Below are 20170 nucleotides of genomic sequence, written 5' to 3'. Positions count from 1 at the left end.
TGTGGCTTGTACTTTGATGCGCCGAGGCCTATGCCTGTAAGGATCTTGGCTCGCCATTGCGTGAGGTGCGTTTATGGACCTGAAAGAGTTGAATGCTTATGCCATCGCCGGGAAGATCGATGAACTCAACCTGATCTCGATGGAAGGCGGGATCTACCTGTTGGAAGCGCGGATGCATGGCGCGGCGTATCCACTGAGTGATGCTCACGGCGAGACGTTTCATCTGCGATCGGTCGAGCATGCGCGTGAAGTGCTTCATTCCTTCCCCAACTTGCCATTCAACCTTGTGCACACCTCGGTTCATGATGAAATGTGCGGGCTGGGGGGCAGCACCGAAGAGAGTCTGAAGGTCCCGATCGGGTGTCAGCACTGACACCCCTCATCAACGCAATGGCATCTGTGCTAGTCTGCTGGCCCTTTTGGTTCCGGGCGCTCCGGGACGCGCTGTGTACGCACGGCAAGTTCCAGGGCCGTCCGCACAGCGGAGCAGTGTCATGTCCGAAGTAAATCTGTCCACCGACGAAACCCGCGTCAGCTACGGTATTGGCCGTCAGCTGGGCGACCAACTGCGCGACAACCCGCCACCGGGCGTTAGCCTGGACGCGATCCTGGCAGGTCTGACCGACGCTTTCGCCGGCAAGGAAAGCCGTGTAGGTCAGGAAGAAATGTCCGCGAGCTTCAAGGTCATTCGCGAAATCATGCAAGCTGAAGCAGCTGCCAAAGCTGAAGCCGCTGCTGGCGAAGGCCTGGCATTCCTGGCTGAAAACGCCAAGCGTGACGGCATCACCACCCTGGCTTCCGGCCTGCAATTCGAAGTGCTGACTCAGGGTGAAGGCGCCAAGCCAACCCGTGAAGATCAAGTGCGCACTCACTACCACGGCACTCTGATCGATGGCACTGTGTTCGACAGCTCCTACGATCGTGGTCAGCCTGCAGAATTCCCGGTTGGCGGCGTGATCGCTGGCTGGACCGAAGCCCTGCAACTGATGAACGCCGGCAGCAAATGGCGTCTGTACGTGCCGAGCGAGCTGGCTTACGGCGCTCAAGGCGTAGGCAGCATTCCGCCGCACAGCGTACTGGTATTCGACGTCGAACTGCTCGACGTTCTGTAAGACCGTTACCCTGTAGGCGCTCTGCCCCTACAGGGTTTTTCAGCGTTTTTCATATTTCGATCTTGTGGTGCAGTTCGCTTGTCGGGCGCAATGCCCGGGCATAGCAGAACAGAAACAGATTGCGCACCAGTTCCTTGAGCACCACCGGCTCGCTGGAACTCAAGCCGTTGACGTCCAGATCACCCTGATCCTGCAGCTCGTTCAAGGCTTCTTCTTCAAGCACCGCACAGACTTCCCCGGTTTCCCGATGCAGGATCCTGAGGTAAGGGTGTGGGCGGTCCAGCCAGGCATCGATCAAATAAGTCATGGGTCTCATCTCCATTGATGGGTTTCAATGAGAATAATTCTTATTCATTAAATAGCAAGGACCTATTGGCGGTTTGTGTTTTTTTAAGGGTAAAGGTTGCGTAAGGTAAAACGGCTGGCGTTTGGCTATTGCGAGGGGTTGTTGGGCGAAGCGGGGGAGGGTGAAGCACCATCCCACGCAGGACGCGGGATGGAATACAGCAGGCTCAGACTTTTCTGACGAACTCGGATTTGAGCTTCATCGGGCCGATGCCGTCGATCTTGCAGTCGATGTCGTGATCACCATCGCACAGGCGGATGTTCTTGACCTTGGTGCCGACCTTGACCACTAGCGACGTGCCTTTGACCTTGAGGTCCTTGATCACGGTGATGGTGTCGCCGTCCTGCAGGACGTTGCCGACCGAATCCTTTTTCACGGTGTCATCGGACACTGCTTCGGCTTCGCCGCTGGCGGACCACTCGTGGGCGCACTCAGGGCAGATCAGCAGGGCGCCGTCTTCGTAGGTGTATTCGGAATTGCATTTTGGGCAGGGTGGCAACGTGCTCACTAAAGCTCCTTGGGTTCAGGATCGCTAAAAAGCGCACATTGTATAGGGTTTTATCGGAGGAGGGGCACACAGCAAAAGATCGCAGCCTTCGGCAGCTCCCACAGGTGTACACAAAACACTGTAGGAGCTGCCGAAGGCTGCGATCTTTTGATCTTGCTTTTAGTGCGTACGGGCGACCGCAAACTCGCTCAACTCGACCAGTGCATCGCGGTATTCGCTGGCAGGCAGCGCATCGAGGCACTTGATCGCGCGGGCCACGTAGTCACGGGCCAGTTGGGCGGTGTAATCCAGCGAACCTGAGGCTTCCACGGCTTCGCGGATGCTTTCCAGGTCTTCGATGCCGCCTTTCTGGATCGCCTTGCGCACCAGGGCAGCCTGCTCCGGCGTGCCTTCGCGCATGGTGTAGATCAGCGGCAGGGTCGGTTTGCCTTCAGCCAGATCGTCACCGACGTTCTTGCCCAGGGTTTCGGCGTCGCCTTTGTAGTCCAGCAAGTCGTCGACCAATTGGAACGCCACGCCCAGATGATCGCCGAAGGTGCGCAGGGCTTCTGACTGTTCCGATGTCGCTTCGCAGAGCGCTGCAGCACTGTGTGTCGACGCTTCGAAGAGCATCGCGGTCTTGCCGCGGATGACTTCCATGTAGGTTTCTTCGGTGGTGCTGGCGTCACGAACCTTGGACAGCTGCAACACTTCGCCTTCGGCGATGATGCGCGTGGCTTGCGAAAGGATTTTCATCACCGGCATGGAGCCCAGTTCGACCATCATTTCGAAGGACCGCGAATACAGGAAGTCGCCCACCAGCACGCTAGGGGCGTTGCCCCACATGGCGTTGGCGGTCGAGCGGCCACGGCGCATGCCGGACATGTCGACCACGTCGTCATGCAGCAAGGTCGCGGTGTGCAGGAACTCGATGGTCGCGGCCAGCAGGCGCAGGTCATCGCCTTCGCGACCCAGAGCCTTGCCACACAGCAAAACCAATAGAGGGCGCAGGCGTTTACCGCCAGCCGAGGTAATGTAATCGCCGATTTTCGATACCAGCGGCACTCGGGAAGTCAGCTGCTTCTTGATGATGCCGTCGACGGCGCTAAAATCGTCCGCCACCGCGCGGTAGAAAGCTTGGGGTTGCATCAGCGACAGTTGCTCCAGAAGGGTTGCGCGGCATGCTAGGACCCACGTCGGCGGGTGTCAAGGTACGATGGACGGCCTCTTGCATCGCTCCGGCAGCTTGCGTACAATCGCGCACCCTGAACTTCCTGGGCAGCACCTGCCTTACGCAATTGCAAACAGGCCTTCCAGCCCAATGCAGCCATGCCAGCCAATACCTCTTCTTATAAAGAGCTGGGTGAGCAGGATTATCGGAGAAATACCATGTCGTACGCAGTAATTGTTACTGGTGGCAAGCAATACAAGGTCGCCCCAGGTGAATACCTGAAGATCGAAAAACTGGAAATCGCTACCGGCGAATCCGTTACTTTTGATCGCGTTCTGTTGGTCGCCAATGGCGATGACGTGAACATCGGCGCTCCAGTTGTTGCTGGCGCTACCGTTGTGGCTGAAGTGATCTCCCAAGGTCGTCACGATAAAGTCCGTATCATCAAGTTCCGTCGTCGTAAGCACCACATGAAGCGTATGGGCCACCGCCAGTGGTACACCGAGATCAAAATCACCGGTATTCAGGCTTAATTTCAGCCTAATTCCTCACTAGGAGAATTGACTCATGGCACACAAAAAAGCTGGTGGTAGTACCCGTAACGGTCGCGACTCAGAAGCCAAACGCCTTGGCGTGAAGATGTATGGCGGCCAGGTTATCATTCCGGGCAACATCATCGTGCGTCAGCGCGGCACCCAATTCCACGCCGGTTACGGTGTTGGCATGGGTAAAGATCACACTCTGTTCGCTAAAATCGACGGCGTGATCAAGTTTGAAGTAAAAGGCGCTTTCAACCGCCGTTACGTGAGCATTGTCCCGAAGACTGAAGTCGTCGCGGCATAATTACGTAGTTGCTGGAAAAGCCCTGTCTCGCGACGGGGCTTTTTCGTTTGTGGGGTGAGTCTCTTGCAAAGCTGTTTGTGATGGGCTCCAGCGCTGGATTTGCGGTCGTTGATTGAGGTCGCTGCGCTCATTTTTGCAAGAGTCTTATGTCTTGGTTTTTTCGGCTCGTCCGTATGACGAGAGGCGTTTTGTTATGAAGTTTGTTGATGAAGTATCGATTCGAGTAAAGGCTGGTGACGGCGGCAACGGTTGCATGAGCTTCCGTCGCGAGAAATTCATTGAAAACGGCGGCCCGAACGGCGGTGACGGTGGTGATGGCGGCTCGGTCTACATGATCGCCGACGAAAACCTCAACACCCTGGTGGACTACCGTTACACCCGGCACTTTGATGCCGAGCGTGGTTCCAACGGCGGCAGCACTGACTGCACCGGTAAGAAAGGTGAAGAGCTGGTGCTGCGTGTTCCGGTCGGCACTACCGTCATCGACTCCGCCACTCAGGAAGTGATCGGCGACCTGACCAAGGCTGGCCAGAAACTGCTGGTGGCTCACGGCGGCTGGCACGGTCTGGGTAACACCCGTTTCAAATCCAGTACCAACCGTGCTCCGCGTCAGACCACTCCGGGTAAGCCGGGTGAGGCGCGTGATCTGAAGCTGGAAATGAAGGTGTTGGCTGACGTCGGCCTGCTGGGCTTGCCGAACGCTGGCAAAAGTACCTTCATTCGTTCGGTGTCGGCCGCCAAGCCGAAAGTCGCCGACTACCCGTTCACCACGCTGGTGCCGAACCTGGGTGTGGTCAGTGTTGATCGCTGGAAAAGCTTCGTGGTCGCGGACATTCCGGGTCTGATCGAAGGTGCTTCCGATGGCGCAGGCCTGGGGATTCGCTTCCTCAAGCACTTGTCGCGTACGCGTCTGCTGCTGCACCTCGTGGACATGGCGCCGCTCGATGACGCCAGCGCCCCGGATGCTGCGGAAGTGATCGTCAGCGAGCTGACCAAGTTCAGTCCGTCCCTGGCTGAGCGTGATCGTTGGTTGGTGCTGAACAAGTGCGACCAGATCCTCGAAGAAGAGCACGATGCTCGCGTCAAGGAAGTCGTTGATCGCCTGGAATGGACCGGTCCGGTCTACGTGATCTCGGCCATCTCCAAGCTGGGCACCGAGCGTCTTTGCCACGACATAATGCGTTACATGGAAGATCGTGCTGATCGCCTGGCTAACGACCCGGTTTACAAAGAAGAATTGGCCGAGCTCGATCAGCGCATTGAAGACGAAGCCCGTGCTCAGTTGCAGGCCCTGGATGACCAGCGAGCCCTGCGCCGTAGCGGCGTGAAGTCGGTCCACGACATCGGCGACGATGATTGGGATGAAGAAGATGTGGATGATGAAGACGGTCCGGAAATCATTTACGTGCGTGACTGATTCGTTGGGTAGGAGCTGCCGCAGGCTGCGATCTTTTGACGTTCAGAAGTTCGCAGGTGTGTGCTGAGCCTTCATCTCGGTGCGGTGTTATCATCGCCCCAAGCCGGTTTCTAAGGCGCCGCTCAATCGAGCGGCGTTTTAGTATCTGGAAATCGGTAGTCACGAATAACGTCACGGGCAGCGCTGGGTCGCGCTGTCCTCAAGCTAAGGTTGAAGATGATGCGGAGCAAGGTGACAGGTGCGCAGCGTTGGGTCGTGAAGATCGGCAGCGCTTTGCTGACAGCGGACGGCAAGGGCCTGGATCGCGCGGCAATGAGTGTTTGGGTCGAGCAGATGGTGGCTTTGCATGAGGCTGGCGTCGAGCTGGTGCTGGTGTCCTCCGGGGCGGTGGCGGCCGGCATGAGCCGCTTGGGCTGGACCGTACGACCCAGTGCGATGCACGAGTTGCAGGCCGCTGCCGCCATCGGTCAGATGGGGTTGGTGCAGGCCTGGGAGTCGAGCTTTGCCGAGCATGGCCGGCATACCGCGCAGATTCTCCTGACCCACGACGACTTGTCCGACCGCAAGCGCTACCTGAATGCCCGCAGCACCTTGCGCGCGCTGGTCGAGCTGAAAGTTGTTCCGGTGATCAACGAAAACGACACCGTGGTCACTGACGAAATCCGTTTCGGTGACAACGACACCCTGGCGGCGCTGGTGGCCAACCTGGTCGAAGCTGACTTGCTGGTGATCCTCACCGATCGCGATGGCATGTTCGACGCCGATCCCCGCAACAACCCTGACGCCAATCTGATTTACGAAGCGCGCGCTGATGATCCGGCGCTGGATGCGGTGGCGGGCGGTACGGGTGGTGCGTTGGGTCGTGGCGGCATGCAGACCAAATTGCGTGCTGCGCGGCTGGCTGCTCGCTCCGGTGCGCATACCATCATCGTTGGCGGACGTATTGAGCGCGTGCTGGATCGTCTCAAGGCAGGCGAGCGTATCGGCACCTTGCTGTCGCCTGAGCGCGGCCTGTTGGCAGCGCGCAAGCAATGGCTGGCCGGGCACCTGCAAACCCGCGGCACGCTCGTGCTGGATGCCGGTGCGGTGACGGCGCTGTCCCAAGGCAACAAAAGTTTGCTACCTGTGGGTGTCAAGCTGGTCCAGGGCAGCTTCCGTCGTGGCGAAATGGTGGTTTGCGTGGCGCCGGACGGTCGTGAAATCGCCCGAGGCCTGGCCAACTACAGCGCGCTGGAAGCACAAAAAATCATCGGTCAGTCGTCTGAGGCGATTGTCGGTCTGTTGGGTTACATGGCGGAGCCGGAACTGGTTCATCGCGATAACCTGATCCTGGTCTGAGGGAATACCTGAATGCGCGTGGCAAAAGGATTGTTGGGTCTGCTGTTGGCGATGCCGCTGCTGGCCTCGGCCGAGGAGATTGGTCAGGTGTCGACGGTGTTCAAATTTGTCGGTCCGAACGACCGCATCGTCGTCGAAGCGTTTGATGATCCAAAGGTTGAGGGTGTGACGTGCTACCTGTCGCGAGCCAAGACGGGTGGCGTGAAGGGTAGTTTGGGGTTGGCTGAAGATCGCGCTGAAGCGTCTATCGCTTGTCGTCAGGTCGGGCCGATCAGCTTCAAGGGCGAGTTGAAGGATGGTGACGAGGTGTTCAAGGAGCGCACGTCGCTGGTGTTCAAGACCATGCAGGTGGTGCGATTCCTCGACAAGAAGCGCAATACGCTGGTGTACCTGGTCTATAGCGATCGTGTGATCGAAGGCAGTCCGCAGAATGCGGTGACGGCGATACCGATTTTGCCGTGGGCGCAGGCACAGTAATCTAAAGAAGATCAAAAGTATGGGAAGGGGCTGCCCCTTCCCATTTTTTTTGCGCTGGGTTTGCTAAATCGCAGGCAATAAAAAACCGACCCTGAGGTCGGTTTTTTAACAAGCTTATCGCTTATGCGGCAACAGCAAGGTTCAGAGCCTTGACGTGACCGTTCAGGCGGCTCTTATGACGAGCAGCCTTGTTCTTGTGGATGATGCCTTTATCGGCCATACGGTCGATAACTGGCACGGCCAGAACGTAAGCAGCTTGAGCTTTTTCAGCGTCTTTTGCGTCGATGGCCTTAACTACATTCTTGATGTAGGTACGAACCATGGAACGCAGGCTGGCGTTGTGGCTGCGACGCTTCTCAGCCTGTTTTGCACGTTTTTTGGCGGAAGGTGTGTTGGCCACCGTCGAGCTCCTCGAAAGACTTTTTAGGAAATAGCAAACAAAATAGGCCGCGAATCATGCCGATGAGTTGATGTCTTGTCAAGGGCGGTTGAGACGTTCCGCTAAGTGGTAGGTATAAAGAGGCGGGATATTTATTTCCGGCGCTTGACCTGTAAACTCGCGAGCTTTGGCTCTGTGCTGCTGCGGCGCGGAGTATCGCATAAGTAGGCGCTTTGTTCGCCTGCTGTTTATCGACAGGCACAAACTCTTTCAATGAATCTGCTCAAATCGTTGGCCGCCGTCAGCTCTATCACGATGCTTTCCCGGATTCTGGGGTTCGTTCGTGACACTCTCATTGCGCGCACATTTGGCGCCGGGATGGCGACTGACGCCTTCTTTATCGCCTTCAAATTGCCCAATCTGCTGCGACGGATCTTCGCCGAGGGGGCTTTTTCCCAGGCATTCGTGCCGATTCTTGCTGAATATAAAAGCCAGAAGGGCGAGGAGGCGACGCGAACCTTCATTGCCTACGTCTCGGGCCTGCTGACGCTGGTGCTGGCGTTAGTCACCGCTTTGGGCATGATCGCTGCGCCATGGGTCATCTGGGCGACCGCGCCGGGTTTCACCGATACGCCGGAAAAATTCGAGCTGACGGCCAGTCTGTTGCGGGTGACCTTTCCTTATATATTGCTGATCTCCCTGTCTTCATTGGCCGGGGCGATCCTCAATACCTATAACCGCTTTTCGGTGCCGGCCTTCGTGCCGACCCTGCTCAACGTCAGCATGATCATCTTTTCGGTGTTCCTGACGCCGTACTTCGATCCGCCGGTCATGGCGCTGGGTTGGGCAGTACTGGTGGGTGGTCTGGCGCAATTGCTCTATCAGCTGCCGCACCTGAAAAAGATCGGCCTGCTGGTATTGCCACGACTGAACCTGCGTGACAGTGGCGTCTGGCGGGTCATGAAGCAAATGCTGCCGGCGATTCTCGGCGTGTCCGTGAGCCAGATTTCGCTGATCATCAATACCATTTTCGCCTCGTTCCTGGTCGCCGGTTCCGTGTCGTGGATGTACTACGCCGACCGTTTGATGGAGTTGCCGTCCGGTGTTCTGGGTGTGGCGCTGGGCACGATTCTCCTGCCGACCCTGGCCAAGACGTACGCCAGCAAGGATCGCCAGGAATACTCGCGAATCCTCGATTGGGGTCTGCGCTTGTGCTTCATGCTGGTGTTGCCGTGCTCCCTGGCGCTGGGGATTCTCGCCGAGCCGCTAACGGTTTCTTTATTCCAGTACGGCCAGTTCAGCGCGTTTGACGCCTCCATGACCCAACGGGCGCTGATCGCTTATTCGGTCGGTTTGCTCGGGATTATCGTGATCAAAGTGCTGGCTCCGGGCTTTTATGCGCAACAAAACATCCGCACGCCGGTAAAGATCGCGATTTTTACCCTGATCGTTACCCAACTGTTCAATCTGGTGTTGATCGGCCCGCTGGCCCACGCCGGTCTGGCGCTGGCCATCAGCATCGGCGCGTGCATTAACGCCGGCCTGCTGTTCTATCAACTGCGCAAGCAGCAAATGTATGAGCCGCAACCGGGTTGGGCGAAGTTCGGCTTCAAGCTAGTGATTGCAGTGTTGGTGATGTCTGCTGTGTTACTGGTCGGAATGCATTTCATGCCAGCCTGGGATCAGGGGCATATGCTGGAGCGGTTCCTGCGTCTGGGCGCATTGGTCGTTGCCGGTGTGGTGGCTTATTTCGGCATGTTGCTGTTGATGGGCTTCCGTTTGCGAGACTTCAATCGCAAAGCGCTGAGCTGAGGTCACGACCTCGATAAACACGGGCGAATCGACGGTTTTGTCGGCTCGATCACTTTGGGTTACGGTGTTGCCTGTCGTCGGCCGCCGGGTGTGGTTATAATCGACCACTTTATGAGCAAGAAGCGCGTTATGCAGCTGGTTCGAGGCCTCCACAACCTGCGCCCCCAGCATCGGGGCTGTGTCGCCACTATTGGCAACTTTGACGGTGTTCACCGTGGCCACCAGGCTATCCTGGCGAGGCTCCGTGAGCGTGCGCTCGAGTTGGGCGTGCCCAGCTGCGTGGTGATTTTTGAGCCGCAGCCGCGAGAGTTCTTCGCTCCGGACACTGCGCCGGCCCGTCTGGCCCGCCTGCGAGACAAATTGCAGCTGCTGGCCGAGGAAGGTGTCGACCGGGTGCTGTGCCTGGCCTTCAACCATCGCCTGAGCAAGCTTAGCGCCAGCGAATTCGTCGATACCATTCTGGTGGACGGCCTCGGTGTACAACATCTTGAGGTCGGTGACGATTTCCGTTTCGGCTGCGACCGGGTAGGGGATTTCGATTTCCTGCAACAGGCCGGCGTCCTGCAAGGCTTTACCGTCGAAGCGGCGCAAACCGTCGAGCTGGACGGTATTCGCGTCAGCAGCACCCAGGTCCGCAATGCATTGGCCGCTGCCGATTTTGCCTTGGCCGAACGACTGCTCGGTCGTCCGTTCCGGATTGCCGGGCGGGTCCTGCATGGCCAGAAGCTGGCGCGCCAGTTGGGTACGCCCACGGCCAACATACAACTCAAGCGTCGTCGCGTGCCGCTGACCGGGGTTTACCTGGTCAACGTCGACATCGACGGCAAGACCTGGCCAGGCGTCGCCAACATTGGCGTGCGGCCAACCGTTCAAGGTGATGGCAAAGCCCACCTCGAAGTGCATCTTTTAGATTTTGCCGGCGATCTGTATGACCGGCGTTTGACGGTGGTTTTCCACCACAAGCTGCGTGAAGAGCAGCGTTTCGCCTCTCTGGAGGCGCTTAAGACGGCGATCAATGCGGATGTTGCCGCCGCCCGTGCCCTGTCGCACCTAGCGCCAATCGCTAATGAAGAGCCTTAAATGACCGACTATAAAGCCACGCTAAACCTTCCGGACACCGCCTTCCCAATGAAGGCCGGCCTGCCTCAGCGCGAACCGCAGATTCTGCAGCGCTGGGACAGCATTGGCCTGTACGGTAAGTTGCGCGAGATTGGCAAGGATCGTCCGAAGTTCGTACTTCACGACGGTCCTCCGTACGCCAACGGCACGATTCACATCGGTCATGCGCTGAACAAGATTCTCAAGGACATGATCATCCGCTCGAAAACCCTGTCGGGTTTCGATGCGCCTTATATTCCGGGCTGGGACTGCCACGGTCTGCCGATCGAGCACAAAGTCGAAGTGACCCATGGCAAGAACCTGGGCGCGGACAAGACCCGCGAACTGTGCCGTGCCTACGCCACCGAACAGATCGAAGGCCAGAAGTCCGAATTCATCCGTCTGGGCGTGTTGGGCGATTTCGCCAACCCGTACAAGACCATGGACTTCAAAAACGAGGCCGGTGAAATCCGCGCCCTGGCTGAAATCGTCAAGGGCGGTTTCGTGTTCAAGGGCCTGAAGCCTGTGAACTGGTGCTTCGACTGCGGTTCGGCATTGGCTGAAGCAGAAGTCGAGTACGAGAACAAAAAGTCCTCAACCATCGACGTGGCGTTCCCGATTGCCGACGAAGCCAAGCTGGCTGCCGCTTTCGGTCTGCCGTCGCTGGGCAAACCCGCTTCGATCGTGATCTGGACCACCACCCCGTGGACCATCCCGGCCAACCAGGCGTTGAACGTTCACCCGGAATTCAACTACGCCCTGGTCGACGTCGGCGACAAACTGCTGGTGCTGGCTGAAGAGCTGGTCGAGTCGTGCCTTGCCCGTTACAGCCTGGAAGGCTCGGTCATTGCGACCACCACCGGTAAAGAGCTGGAGCTGATCAACTTCCGTCACCCGTTCTACGACCGTCTGTCGCCGGTTTACCTGGCCGACTACGTCGAACTGGGCGCTGGCACCGGCGTGGTTCACTCCTCGCCAGCCTACGGCGTAGACGACTTCGTGACCTGCAAGAAGTACGGCATGGTCAACGACGACATCCTCAACCCGGTACAGAGCAACGGCGTTTACGCAACGTCGCTGGAGTTCTTCGGCGGCCAGTTCATCTGGAAGGCCAACCCGGCTATCGTCGACAAATTGACCGAAGTGGGTGCGCTGCTGCGCACCAGCATCATCGAACACAGCTACATGCACTGCTGGCGCCACAAGACCCCGCTGATCTATCGCGCCACCGCGCAATGGTTCATCGGCATGGACAAAGAACCTGTGACCGGCGACACCCTGCGCAAGCGGGCGATCAAAGCCATTGAAGAGACCAAGTTCGTTCCGGCCTGGGGTCAGGCGCGCCTGCACTCGATGATCGCCAACCGTCCGGACTGGTGTATCTCCCGTCAGCGCAACTGGGGCGTGCCGATCCCGTTCTTCCTGAACAAGGAAAGCGGCGAGTTGCACCCACGTACTGCCGAGCTGATGGAAGAAGTCGCCAAGCGCGTCGAAGTCGAAGGCATCGAGGCTTGGTTCAAGATGGACGCGGCCGAGTTGCTCGGTGACGAAGCGCCGCAATACGACAAGATCAGCGACACCCTCGATGTCTGGTTCGATTCGGGCACCACGCACTGGCACGTTCTGCGCGGTTCGCACCCGATGGGCCACGAGACCGGTCCACGTGCCGACCTGTACCTGGAAGGTTCGGACCAACACCGTGGCTGGTTCCACTCGTCGTTACTGACGGGTTGCGCCATCGACAACCACGCGCCATATCGCGAGCTGCTGACTCACGGCTTCACCGTCGACGAGTCCGGTCGCAAGATGTCCAAGTCCCTGGGCAACGTGATCGCGCCACAAAAGGTCAACGACACCCTGGGCGCCGACATCATGCGTCTGTGGGTTGCTTCCACCGATTACTCGGGTGAAATGGCGGTTTCCGAGCAGATCCTGCAGCGCAGTGCGGACGCTTACCGGCGTATCCGTAACACCGCGCGCTTCCTGCTCTCCAACCTGACCGGTTTCAACCCGGCCACCGACATCCTGCCGGCCGAAGAAATGCTGGCGCTGGACCGTTGGGCCGTGGACCGCACCCTGCTGCTGCAACGCGAGCTGCAAGAGCACTACGGTGAATACCGCTTCTGGAACGTCTACTCCAAGATCCACAACTTCTGCGTGCAGGAACTGGGCGGTTTCTACCTCGACATCATCAAGGACCGTCAGTACACCACTGGCGCCAACAGCAAGGCCCGCCGTTCGGCGCAAACCGCGCTGTACCACATCTCCGAAGCGCTGGTGCGCTGGATCGCGCCGATCCTGGCATTTACCGCCGACGAACTGTGGGAATACCTGCCGGGCGAGCGTAACGAATCGGTAATGCTCAACACCTGGTACGAAGGCCTGACCGAACTGCCGGAAAACGTCGAGCTGGACCGCGCCTACTGGGAGCGGATCATGGCGGTGAAGGTCGCTGTGAACAAGGAAATGGAGATCCAGCGCGCGGCCAAGGCCGTCGGTGGCAATCTGCAAGCCGAAGTGACGCTTTTCGCCGAAGAGGCGCTGAGCGCCGACCTGGCCAAGCTGAGCAACGAACTGCGCTTCGTATTGATCACCTCGACCGCTACCGTTGCACCGTTCGTTCAGGCGCCGGCCGATGCCGTGGTCACCGAAGTCACCGGTTTGAAACTGCAGGTGGTCAAGTCGAGCCACGCCAAGTGCGCCCGTTGCTGGCACTGCCGTGAAGACGTCGGCGTGAACCCGGAGCATCCGGAAATCTGCGGTCGTTGCGTCGACAACATCAGCGGCGCTGGCGAGGTTCGTCACTATGCCTAATGCGGCTAGCCGTTTCGGACGGCTGAGCTGGCTCTGGTTGAGTTTGCTGGTCCTGGTCATTGACCAGGCCAGCAAGTTTTACTTCGAAGGCAAGCTCGAGATGTATCAGCAAATCGTGGTGATCCCCGATTTGTTCAGCTGGACCCTGGCCTACAACACCGGCGCGGCGTTCAGCTTCCTGGCCGACAGCTCCGGCTGGCAACGCTGGCTGTTTGCCCTGATCGCGGTCGTGGTCAGTGCGGTGCTGGTAGTATGGCTCAAGCGTCTGGGGCGCAACGAAACCTGGCTGGCCGTCGCTTTGGCGCTGGTGCTGGGCGGCGCGCTGGGCAATCTGTATGACCGCATTGCCCTGGGCCATGTGATCGATTTCATTCTGGTGCATTGGCAGAACCGCTGGTATTTCCCGGCGTTCAACTTTGCCGACAGTGCAATCACTGTCGGTGCCGTAATGCTTGCGCTGGACATGTTCAAAAGTAAGAAGACCGGAGAAGCCGTTCATGACTGAACAGGTATTGGCTGAGCAACGCATCCGCCAGAACACGGAAGTCACCTTGCACTTTGCACTGCGCCTGGAGAACGGCGACACCGTCGACAGCACCTTCGACAAAGCCCCGGCGACCTTCAAGGTCGGTGACGGCAACCTGTTGCCAGGGTTCGAAGCAGCGCTGTTCGGCTTCAAGGCTGGCGACAAGCGTACGCTGACGATTCAGCCGGAAAACGCTTTTGGTCAGCCTAACCCGCAGAACGTACAGATCATCCCGCGTAAACAGTTCAAGGACATGGAACTGTCGCCGGGTTTGCTGGTGATCTTCAACGATGCGGCCAATACTGAGCTGCCCGGTGTGGTGAAGACATTCGATGACGAGCAAGTGACCATCGACTTCAACCACCCGTTGGCCGGCAAGACATTGACCTTTGACGTCGAGATCATCAACGTCAAATCGTTGTAACTGACCGGAAACGGTCAAAATGTGGGAGCGAGCTTGCTCGCGATGAGGACCTGACATTCAACATTGATGTCGACTGATACTCCGCCATCGCGAGCAAGCTCGCTCCCACATAGATTTCACTGTTCTCGGACCTTGTGTTCGATCAACAGGCAGGCATTACTATTTCTTGCGCGCAAGACACGAGGCACAGCATGCAAATCAAACTCGCCAACCCCCGTGGCTTCTGCGCCGGTGTGGACCGGGCGATCGAAATCGTCAACCGCGCCCTGGAAGTCTTCGGGCCGCCGATCTACGTGCGCCACGAAGTGGTCCACAACAAATTTGTCGTCGAAGACCTGCGTGCTCGCGGGGCGATTTTCGTCGAAGAACTGGATCAGGTGCCGGACGACGTCATCGTGATCTTCAGTGCCCACGGTGTTTCCCAGGCCGTGCGCACCGAAGCAGCCGGCCGTGGCCTGAAGGTGTTCGACGCCACCTGCCCGCTGGTGACCAAGGTACACATCGAAGTTGCCCGCTACAGCCGCGACGGCCGTGAATGCATTCTCATCGGCCACGCCGGTCATCCGGAAGTCGAAGGCACCATGGGCCAGTACGATGGCAGCAATGGTGGCGCGATCTATCTGGTCGAAGACGAGAAAGACGTCGCCGCCTTGCAGGTGAGCAACCCTGAAAGACTGGCGTTCGTGACCCAGACCACCCTGTCCATGGACGATACCAGCCGCGTCATCGACGCACTGCGTACACGCTTCCCTGCGATCGGTGGCCCGCGCAAGGACGACATCTGCTACGCCACGCAAAACCGTCAGGACGCGGTCAAGCAACTCGCCGACGAATGCGACGTGGTACTGGTGGTCGGCAGCCCGAACAGCTCCAACTCCAATCGCCTGCGTGAACTGGCCGAGCGTATGGCCACCCCGGCCTACCTGATCGACGGTGCCGAAGACCTGCAAAAGAGCTGGTTCGACGGTGTCGAGCGAATCGGCATCACCGCTGGCGCCTCCGCACCGGAAGTCCTGGTGCGTGGCGTGATCCAGCAGTTACAGGCGTGGGGCGCTACCGGCGCCGATGAACTGGCCGGTCGCGAGGAGAACATCACCTTCTCCATGCCTAAAGAGTTGCGCGTCCGCTCCCTGCTTTAACGCTTTTGCCTCCTGGGCACAGCGCCTGCTCAGCCTTATGGCTGCGCAGGCTGACGCGGCCGGTCGCGGCCAGCACCACCTGGAGCTGAGTGACTGGTTCGCGGGCTGCGCAAAGGTGCAGTGTCCCCGCTTGAAAGGCCCGTCCAGGCATCTGTGGCTCGCCAATACTGTTGAAACGTATGTATCGCCTGACCGGCCAATTGCCGACAATCGGCACCCGAGTGCCACTCGCGCGCTCAACCAGCAGCGGATTGCTGTTGTCTTCCGCCCCTTTACCACTGATATCCAGAATGATCCGCCAGCCCTGGCTCCAGTCGCCGTTGATACCGTGAATCACGACGCTCTGGTTGCGTGTGATGGCAACGGTTCTGGCGTTGCGTATACCGCTGATAAGCGACTCTGCCACCTGTTCGCGATGGTTCGATTCCGTCAGTGCAGCAAACGCCGGACTGACCAACAGCAGAACAATCCCGACAATTGTCAGTCCCATGAGCAGTTCGATCAGGCTGAAACCTCGCTGATGCATGTCATCTCCCTCCTTGGAGTGCTGCGGCCCGCGCGATCCCTGCGCGAGTAATGGCAAAACAACCGAACACCTGCCGGTCGAATGTTCTAGCGTGTAGAAGCAGGTATAGCCGACGGCAACGGAGGGCACCGATGGATCATCGTACAAAAGGTTTCACGCTGATCGAGTTGCTGATCGCGCTCGCGGTGTTTCTGGTCCTGATCACTCTGGCCGTACCGGCGTTTACCCGTTCGGTGCAAATCACCAAGGCCGACACCGAAATCGGCGATCTGCAACGCGGACTCAATTTCGCCCGACTTGAGGCTATCGACCGTGGTGTCACCACCCGGCTGCGCCCGACGGCCGGCGGCAGCGTCTGGACCGGAGAATTAACGGTCTTTGACGGTACTGGCAATCCGGCCAATGTATTGCGGGTTGTTCCAGCGATGAGCAGCGGCGCGACTCTGACGCTAACCTTTGGAGTGACCGCCATCGATTTCAACAACCTTGGCGGGTTGTCGGCACCGTCCACGGCGGTGGTGATCAGCTACGTACGGGGGGCGCAAAGCAGAACGCTGAATGTGTGTTTGAACGGACGAATTCTATTGGGTGGAAATTGCGGATGAGGGGATGGAGCAAGCGTGCACAGGAGGGCATGACGCTAATCGAAGTCTTGGTTGCGTTGTTGATTCTGAGCGTGGGGCTGTTGGGGGCGGCAGCGATTCAGCTCAATGCGCTGAAGTACACGGACAGCGCGCGGATGACCAGCCAGGCCAGTTTTATCGCCTACGACATGATGGACCGCATTCGCGCCAACTCCGGTGCCGACTACACCGTCACGCCACCGACCTCGGGCAACCTGAGCGTCGCCCGGGATCAGGACCTCTACGACTTCACCACCAACATCGTTAATTTCGGCGGTGCCACTGCCACCGGCAGCGTTACGCTCAATCAGCGGGTGTACACCATCACCATCACCTGGGATGACTCGCGGGCTGCGAATATCGCCAATTCGCGGCGCAGTTTCGTCCTGACCAGTCGCGCCACCGTCGATCCGGTGTCGACGCCATGAACCAGACCAACAGAGGTTTCGGCCTGATCGAGTTACTGATCGCCCTGGCGTTGAGTTTGGTCGTGGTCCTGGGCGTGGCGCAGATTTTCATCGCGGCCAAGAACACCTATGTCAGCCAGAACGCCGCTGGCTCCATGCAGGAAGATGCGCGTTTCGTGCTGAGCAAGATGATTCAGGAAATTCGCATGGTCGGCATGTTCGGATGTCTGGGGGCGGTCACCGATTCAAGCTCGGCGGGGGACTTCAATGCCAGCCAGTCAACGCCCATCAGTTGGGATAACGCCAACCTCAAACTGACTCTGGTGACTGCGGATGTCGGCGGCAGTGGCGGGGTACCGACCTGGACGGTGGTTTCCGATTGTCGGAACAATGCAACGGCCTACACGGGCGCCCGAGTTCCGGCGTCGGGCGAGCTGGCGTTTCCGATCCGGCGCTTGATCTACAGCTTCAGCAACAATCAACTGAAGATGGGGGTCGGCACCGGAACGCCGACTCAGGCGGTGCTGGTGAACAACGTCAGTGCCTTCAACGTGAGCTTCGGCCTCGCCAGTTCCGCCACTGATGTGGCCGCCTCCAGTTACAGCAGCAACCCCACTGATCCGGCGCGCATCCGTAGTATTCGCCTGACGTTGACCCTCACCGACCCGAACAACCGGGTAGGCAATCAAACCTTCAACGTGGTTGCCGCTCTACGCAACCGCTTGCCATGAGGGGAGGGCAGATGAGTATTTCTCCCGTGCCCCCTCACGCCCAGCGTGGCATGGCGCTGCTGGTTAGCCTGGTGTTTCTTCTGTTGCTGACACTGATCGGTCTTTCATCGATGCAAAACGCCACCCTGCAGGAAAAAATGGCGGCCAGCGTGACCTTGCGCAATCAGTCGTTCCAGGGCGCCGAGTCGGCGTTGCGCGTAGGTGAAAGCGCGGTGCAACTGGATACCTATTCGTTGCCGATCTGCAGCGGCACTGCCCAATGCGCGCCACCGGCCGAGTCGTCGACAATCACCGGCGCCGGCTTCAATTCCACCTCGGGGGTGACCTGGATCGCCTCCGGCAGCGGTTTTTACGGGGTGCAGAACATCGGCACAACCCTGACCGCCGTGAATGTGCCGAGCAACACCTCGACAACGCTGTACCGCGTGACCGCCGTGGGCATCGCGGGTAACTCGCGCAGTGTGGTGGAGAGTATCTATGCGAAATATTGAGGCGCGCACAGGTTGGCGCCATCGGCTGTTGCAGTTGTTCTGCGGCGCGGTGTTGAGCCTTTATCTCGCAGCGCCGACTTACGCCTTCACGCCCTCGGATTCGCCGCTGTTGAGCGCTGCCGCCGTCGCACCCAATGTGATGCTGTTACTCGACGACTCGGGGAGTATGAACAACATTATCTGGGCGGCAGGCTTCGACCCGACAATCGCGGGCACTCCGGTGACTATTTGCCTCTCGAATGGTTCGTGCTTGAAAGGGCGGGAACTTGACATGACCGATAGCAATATTTCCTTGTCGAGTTTGACTCGGGGAACCTGTTCGAAAGGATGGTACGGTTTTTATAACAACAGTTTCCTCGGTCTGGATTCACTCTGTCTGAAGCTTCCCGATCCGGTAGGGGGTGAGGACACTCGCTATTCGGCGAAATACTTGTCGTATCTGATAAGCCTGGCCAACAATTCCGACCGGGATTTCACCGATGGCTCGATCCCCAATGATTACCGGATGAACGTGGCGCGCAACGTTTCCAAGATGTTGGTGGCCGGCAACCGCGCGCTGCGCATCGGCCTGTCGACGTTCAATCTGTCGGTCGGCAACCACAAGAATGACGGCGGTTACATTGCCCGTTCGGTCAGTGATATGTCGGCGGTCAGCGGCGTAGTGACCCAGGCTCAGGCCAATACCAACTACAACGCACTGATCGACGCGATCAATGAACTGAGCGCGGAAGCCAATACACCGCTGGCAGAAGCCTATTACGAAATCACCCGCTATTTCCGTGGCATGGCGCCATACAACAACTCGACGCCCACCACCTATACCAGTCCGATTCAGTACCGTTGCCAGAAAAATTACGGGGTGGTGATTACCGATGGTCTGCCGACCTACGACCGAACCTTTCCCACCGGCGATCCGCTGGGTGGCAGCCAGTTACCGAACTGGGACGGTATCAGCAGTAACGATGGCGCCAACCGCTTCGGCGACGATGAGGGCGACACTCTGTACCTGGATGACATCGCCAAGTTCGCCTTCGACATCGACATGCGCACGACCGGCACCGATTCTGCGAGCAAAAGCTGGGACGCAGTGGATTTTCCCAAACAGAACATGAACACCTACACCGTGGGGTTCGCCATTGCGAACCAGATGTTGTCGGACGCGGCGACTTACGGGCAGGGCAAGTATTACCAGGCGACCGACAGTGCAGGCCTCAACAGCGCACTCTCGTCCGCCCTGAGCGACATCACCTCCAAGGCCGGCTCCGGCGGCAGTGGCGTCGCCAGCGGGACCACTGTGGCCAGCGGTTCGAGTTACTTTCAGACCAGTTTCGATCCCAAGGATTGGCGCGGCACGATCAAGTCCTACGGACTTACCTCCGCTGGCGCGGTCAACACCGCCTCGGTGTTATGGACCACTGATACCGCCATCGTGCCCGGTGCCACGGCGCCGACCTATCAATCCTGGAACACACTGACCAATGCGGCCGTGACGCTGACCTACGCCAATTTTTCCCCTGCACAGCAAGCATCTCTTGGCCAGAGTTTGCCCATCGGTATCACCGGCAGCGATCTGGTGGAGTGGAGCAAGGGCACCAATAAGGCCGGCCTGAAGGTGCGCAGTGTGCTGCTTGGCGACATCATCAATTCGCCGTTGGCCCTGGCATCGCCCACGGATAAAACCGCGTCCGATCTGTCCGGCGACACGACTTACAGCACCTATCTGGCAACCAAAGCGGCAAGCATGAACGCCAGCCTCGTGGTGAACGCCAACGACGGCTTTGTAAACGTCATCAACACGTCAAACGGCGCACGGCGTTACGCTTTTATGCCGTCCAGTGTGTTGCCGTCACTGCGCTACGTCGCCGACCCCACTTACATAAACGGGGTGAGCCACAAGTTTCTGGTGGACGGCCAGGTGGGCGTATTCGATGCCCAGCTCAACAGTGCCTGGAAAACCCTTGCGTTGGGTGGGACAGGGGCGGGAGGGCGGACCTTCTATGCGCTGCAAC

Annotated in this window: 23 protein-coding genes; 18 read left to right on the top strand and 5 right to left on the bottom strand. The window is 58.6% G+C overall.

What is annotated here, in order from left to right:
• Window positions 1-73: 73 nt before the first annotated feature.
• On the top strand, window positions 74-373 hold the full coding sequence (locus WLY71_RS19000; protein ID WP_347804759.1) for a DUF6482 family protein: 300 nt from the start codon (window positions 74-76) through the stop codon (window positions 371-373).
• Window positions 374-494: 121 nt separating this feature from the next.
• A complete protein-coding gene (bamJ, locus tag WLY71_RS18995) occupies window positions 495-1112 on the top strand; it encodes a BamJ family beta-barrel-assembly machinery protein (protein ID WP_046048787.1) in 618 nt (205 codons plus the stop codon).
• A gap of 49 nt (window positions 1113-1161) precedes the next feature.
• Here the strand turns inward: bamJ and WLY71_RS18990 are convergent, their stop codons facing one another.
• The 3 genes from WLY71_RS18990 to WLY71_RS18980 all read right to left on the bottom strand — a co-directional run bounded on the left by WLY71_RS18990 (window position 1162) and on the right by WLY71_RS18980 (window position 3094).
• On the bottom strand, window positions 1162-1419 hold the full coding sequence (locus WLY71_RS18990; protein ID WP_008154268.1) for a PA4570 family protein: 258 nt from the start codon (window positions 1417-1419) through the stop codon (window positions 1162-1164).
• Window positions 1420-1624: 205 nt separating this feature from the next.
• Window positions 1625-1966 (bottom strand): zinc ribbon domain-containing protein YjdM, encoded by a 342-nt coding sequence (locus WLY71_RS18985; protein WP_347804758.1) that lies wholly within the window; start codon window positions 1964-1966, stop codon window positions 1625-1627.
• 159 nt (window positions 1967-2125) lie between these two features.
• Entirely contained in the window at window positions 2126-3094 is a 969-nt protein-coding gene (locus tag WLY71_RS18980) for a polyprenyl synthetase family protein (RefSeq protein WP_033054288.1), read from the bottom strand.
• Between the two features lie 240 nt (window positions 3095-3334).
• Here WLY71_RS18980 and rplU point away from each other — a divergent pair, with 240 nt between their 5' ends.
• The 5 genes from rplU to WLY71_RS18955 all read left to right on the top strand — a co-directional run bounded on the left by rplU (window position 3335) and on the right by WLY71_RS18955 (window position 7191).
• The gene (rplU, locus tag WLY71_RS18975) at window positions 3335-3649 is read left to right on the top strand and encodes a 50S ribosomal protein L21 (protein WP_003176051.1); all 315 of its coding nucleotides are present in this window, start codon (window positions 3335-3337) and stop codon (window positions 3647-3649) included.
• Between the two features lie 34 nt (window positions 3650-3683).
• A complete protein-coding gene (gene rpmA, locus WLY71_RS18970; RefSeq protein ID WP_003215862.1) occupies window positions 3684-3959 on the top strand; it encodes a 50S ribosomal protein L27 in 276 nt (91 codons plus the stop codon).
• A 193-nt stretch (window positions 3960-4152) separates the two neighbouring features.
• Window positions 4153-5376, top strand: coding sequence for an Obg family GTPase CgtA (gene cgtA, locus WLY71_RS18965; RefSeq protein ID WP_347804757.1), 1224 nt, complete (start codon window positions 4153-4155; stop codon window positions 5374-5376).
• A 219-nt stretch (window positions 5377-5595) separates the two neighbouring features.
• Complete coding sequence (gene proB, locus WLY71_RS18960; RefSeq protein WP_347804756.1) at window positions 5596-6714, top strand: glutamate 5-kinase; 1119 nt, start codon at window positions 5596-5598, stop codon at window positions 6712-6714.
• Window positions 6715-6726: 12 nt separating this feature from the next.
• Window positions 6727-7191 (top strand): CreA family protein, encoded by a 465-nt coding sequence (locus WLY71_RS18955; protein WP_309676989.1) that lies wholly within the window; start codon window positions 6727-6729, stop codon window positions 7189-7191.
• A 121-nt stretch (window positions 7192-7312) separates the two neighbouring features.
• On the opposite strand, the gene rpsT is transcribed toward WLY71_RS18955, so the two are convergent.
• Window positions 7313-7591 (bottom strand): 30S ribosomal protein S20, encoded by a 279-nt coding sequence (rpsT, locus tag WLY71_RS18950; RefSeq protein ID WP_008154937.1) that lies wholly within the window; start codon window positions 7589-7591, stop codon window positions 7313-7315.
• A 252-nt stretch (window positions 7592-7843) separates the two neighbouring features.
• Here rpsT and murJ point away from each other — a divergent pair, with 252 nt between their 5' ends.
• The 6 genes from murJ (at window position 7844) to ispH (ending at window position 15383) form a co-directional block, all read left to right on the top strand.
• Window positions 7844-9382, top strand: a complete 1539-nt coding sequence (murJ, locus tag WLY71_RS18945; protein WP_347804755.1) for a murein biosynthesis integral membrane protein MurJ — start codon at window positions 7844-7846, stop codon at window positions 9380-9382.
• A gap of 129 nt (window positions 9383-9511) precedes the next feature.
• The gene (gene ribF / locus WLY71_RS18940) at window positions 9512-10462 is read left to right on the top strand and encodes a bifunctional riboflavin kinase/FAD synthetase (RefSeq protein ID WP_347804754.1); all 951 of its coding nucleotides are present in this window, start codon (window positions 9512-9514) and stop codon (window positions 10460-10462) included.
• Window positions 10463-13294 (top strand): isoleucine--tRNA ligase, encoded by a 2832-nt coding sequence (gene ileS, locus WLY71_RS18935; RefSeq protein ID WP_347804753.1) that lies wholly within the window; start codon window positions 10463-10465, stop codon window positions 13292-13294.
• Window positions 13287-13799, top strand: coding sequence for a signal peptidase II (gene lspA / locus WLY71_RS18930; protein WP_149628168.1), 513 nt, complete (start codon window positions 13287-13289; stop codon window positions 13797-13799). The genes ileS and lspA overlap by 8 nt, the downstream gene beginning before the upstream one ends.
• Window positions 13800-13806: 7 nt before the next feature.
• On the top strand, window positions 13807-14244 hold the full coding sequence (gene fkpB, locus WLY71_RS18925) for an FKBP-type peptidyl-prolyl cis-trans isomerase (protein WP_347804768.1): 438 nt from the start codon (window positions 13807-13809) through the stop codon (window positions 14242-14244).
• A 191-nt stretch (window positions 14245-14435) separates the two neighbouring features.
• Entirely contained in the window at window positions 14436-15383 is a 948-nt protein-coding gene (ispH, locus tag WLY71_RS18920) for a 4-hydroxy-3-methylbut-2-enyl diphosphate reductase (RefSeq protein ID WP_347804752.1), read from the top strand.
• Here ispH and WLY71_RS18915 read toward each other — a convergent pair.
• Entirely contained in the window at window positions 15352-15909 is a 558-nt protein-coding gene (locus tag WLY71_RS18915) for a GspH/FimT family pseudopilin (RefSeq protein ID WP_347804767.1), read from the bottom strand. The genes ispH and WLY71_RS18915 overlap by 32 nt on opposite strands.
• 131 nt (window positions 15910-16040) lie before the next feature.
• Between WLY71_RS18915 and WLY71_RS18910 the strand changes: the two genes are divergently transcribed.
• From WLY71_RS18910 to WLY71_RS18890, 5 genes are all read left to right on the top strand, one after another.
• A complete protein-coding gene (locus WLY71_RS18910) occupies window positions 16041-16514 on the top strand; it encodes a GspH/FimT family pseudopilin (protein ID WP_347804751.1) in 474 nt (157 codons plus the stop codon).
• A complete protein-coding gene (gene pilV / locus WLY71_RS18905) occupies window positions 16511-16960 on the top strand; it encodes a type IV pilus modification protein PilV (RefSeq protein ID WP_046048797.1) in 450 nt (149 codons plus the stop codon). The genes WLY71_RS18910 and pilV overlap by 4 nt, the downstream gene beginning before the upstream one ends.
• Complete coding sequence (locus WLY71_RS18900; RefSeq protein ID WP_347804750.1) at window positions 16957-17670, top strand: PilW family protein; 714 nt, start codon at window positions 16957-16959, stop codon at window positions 17668-17670. The genes pilV and WLY71_RS18900 overlap by 4 nt, the downstream gene beginning before the upstream one ends.
• Before the next feature lie 11 nt (window positions 17671-17681).
• The gene (locus tag WLY71_RS18895) at window positions 17682-18161 is read left to right on the top strand and encodes a pilus assembly PilX family protein (protein ID WP_347804749.1); all 480 of its coding nucleotides are present in this window, start codon (window positions 17682-17684) and stop codon (window positions 18159-18161) included.
• Window positions 18148-20170 (top strand): pilus assembly protein (locus tag WLY71_RS18890; protein ID WP_489685671.1); only part of this gene is annotated, 2023 nt, incomplete at its 3' end. The genes WLY71_RS18895 and WLY71_RS18890, both read left to right, overlap by 14 nt.

Origin of the sequence: Pseudomonas rossensis, from assembly GCF_039888995.1 — a bacterium.
In the GTDB taxonomy this organism is placed as follows: domain Bacteria; phylum Pseudomonadota; class Gammaproteobacteria; order Pseudomonadales; family Pseudomonadaceae; genus Aquipseudomonas; species Aquipseudomonas rossensis.
This window is presented reverse-complemented; position numbering and strand designations above follow the sequence as displayed.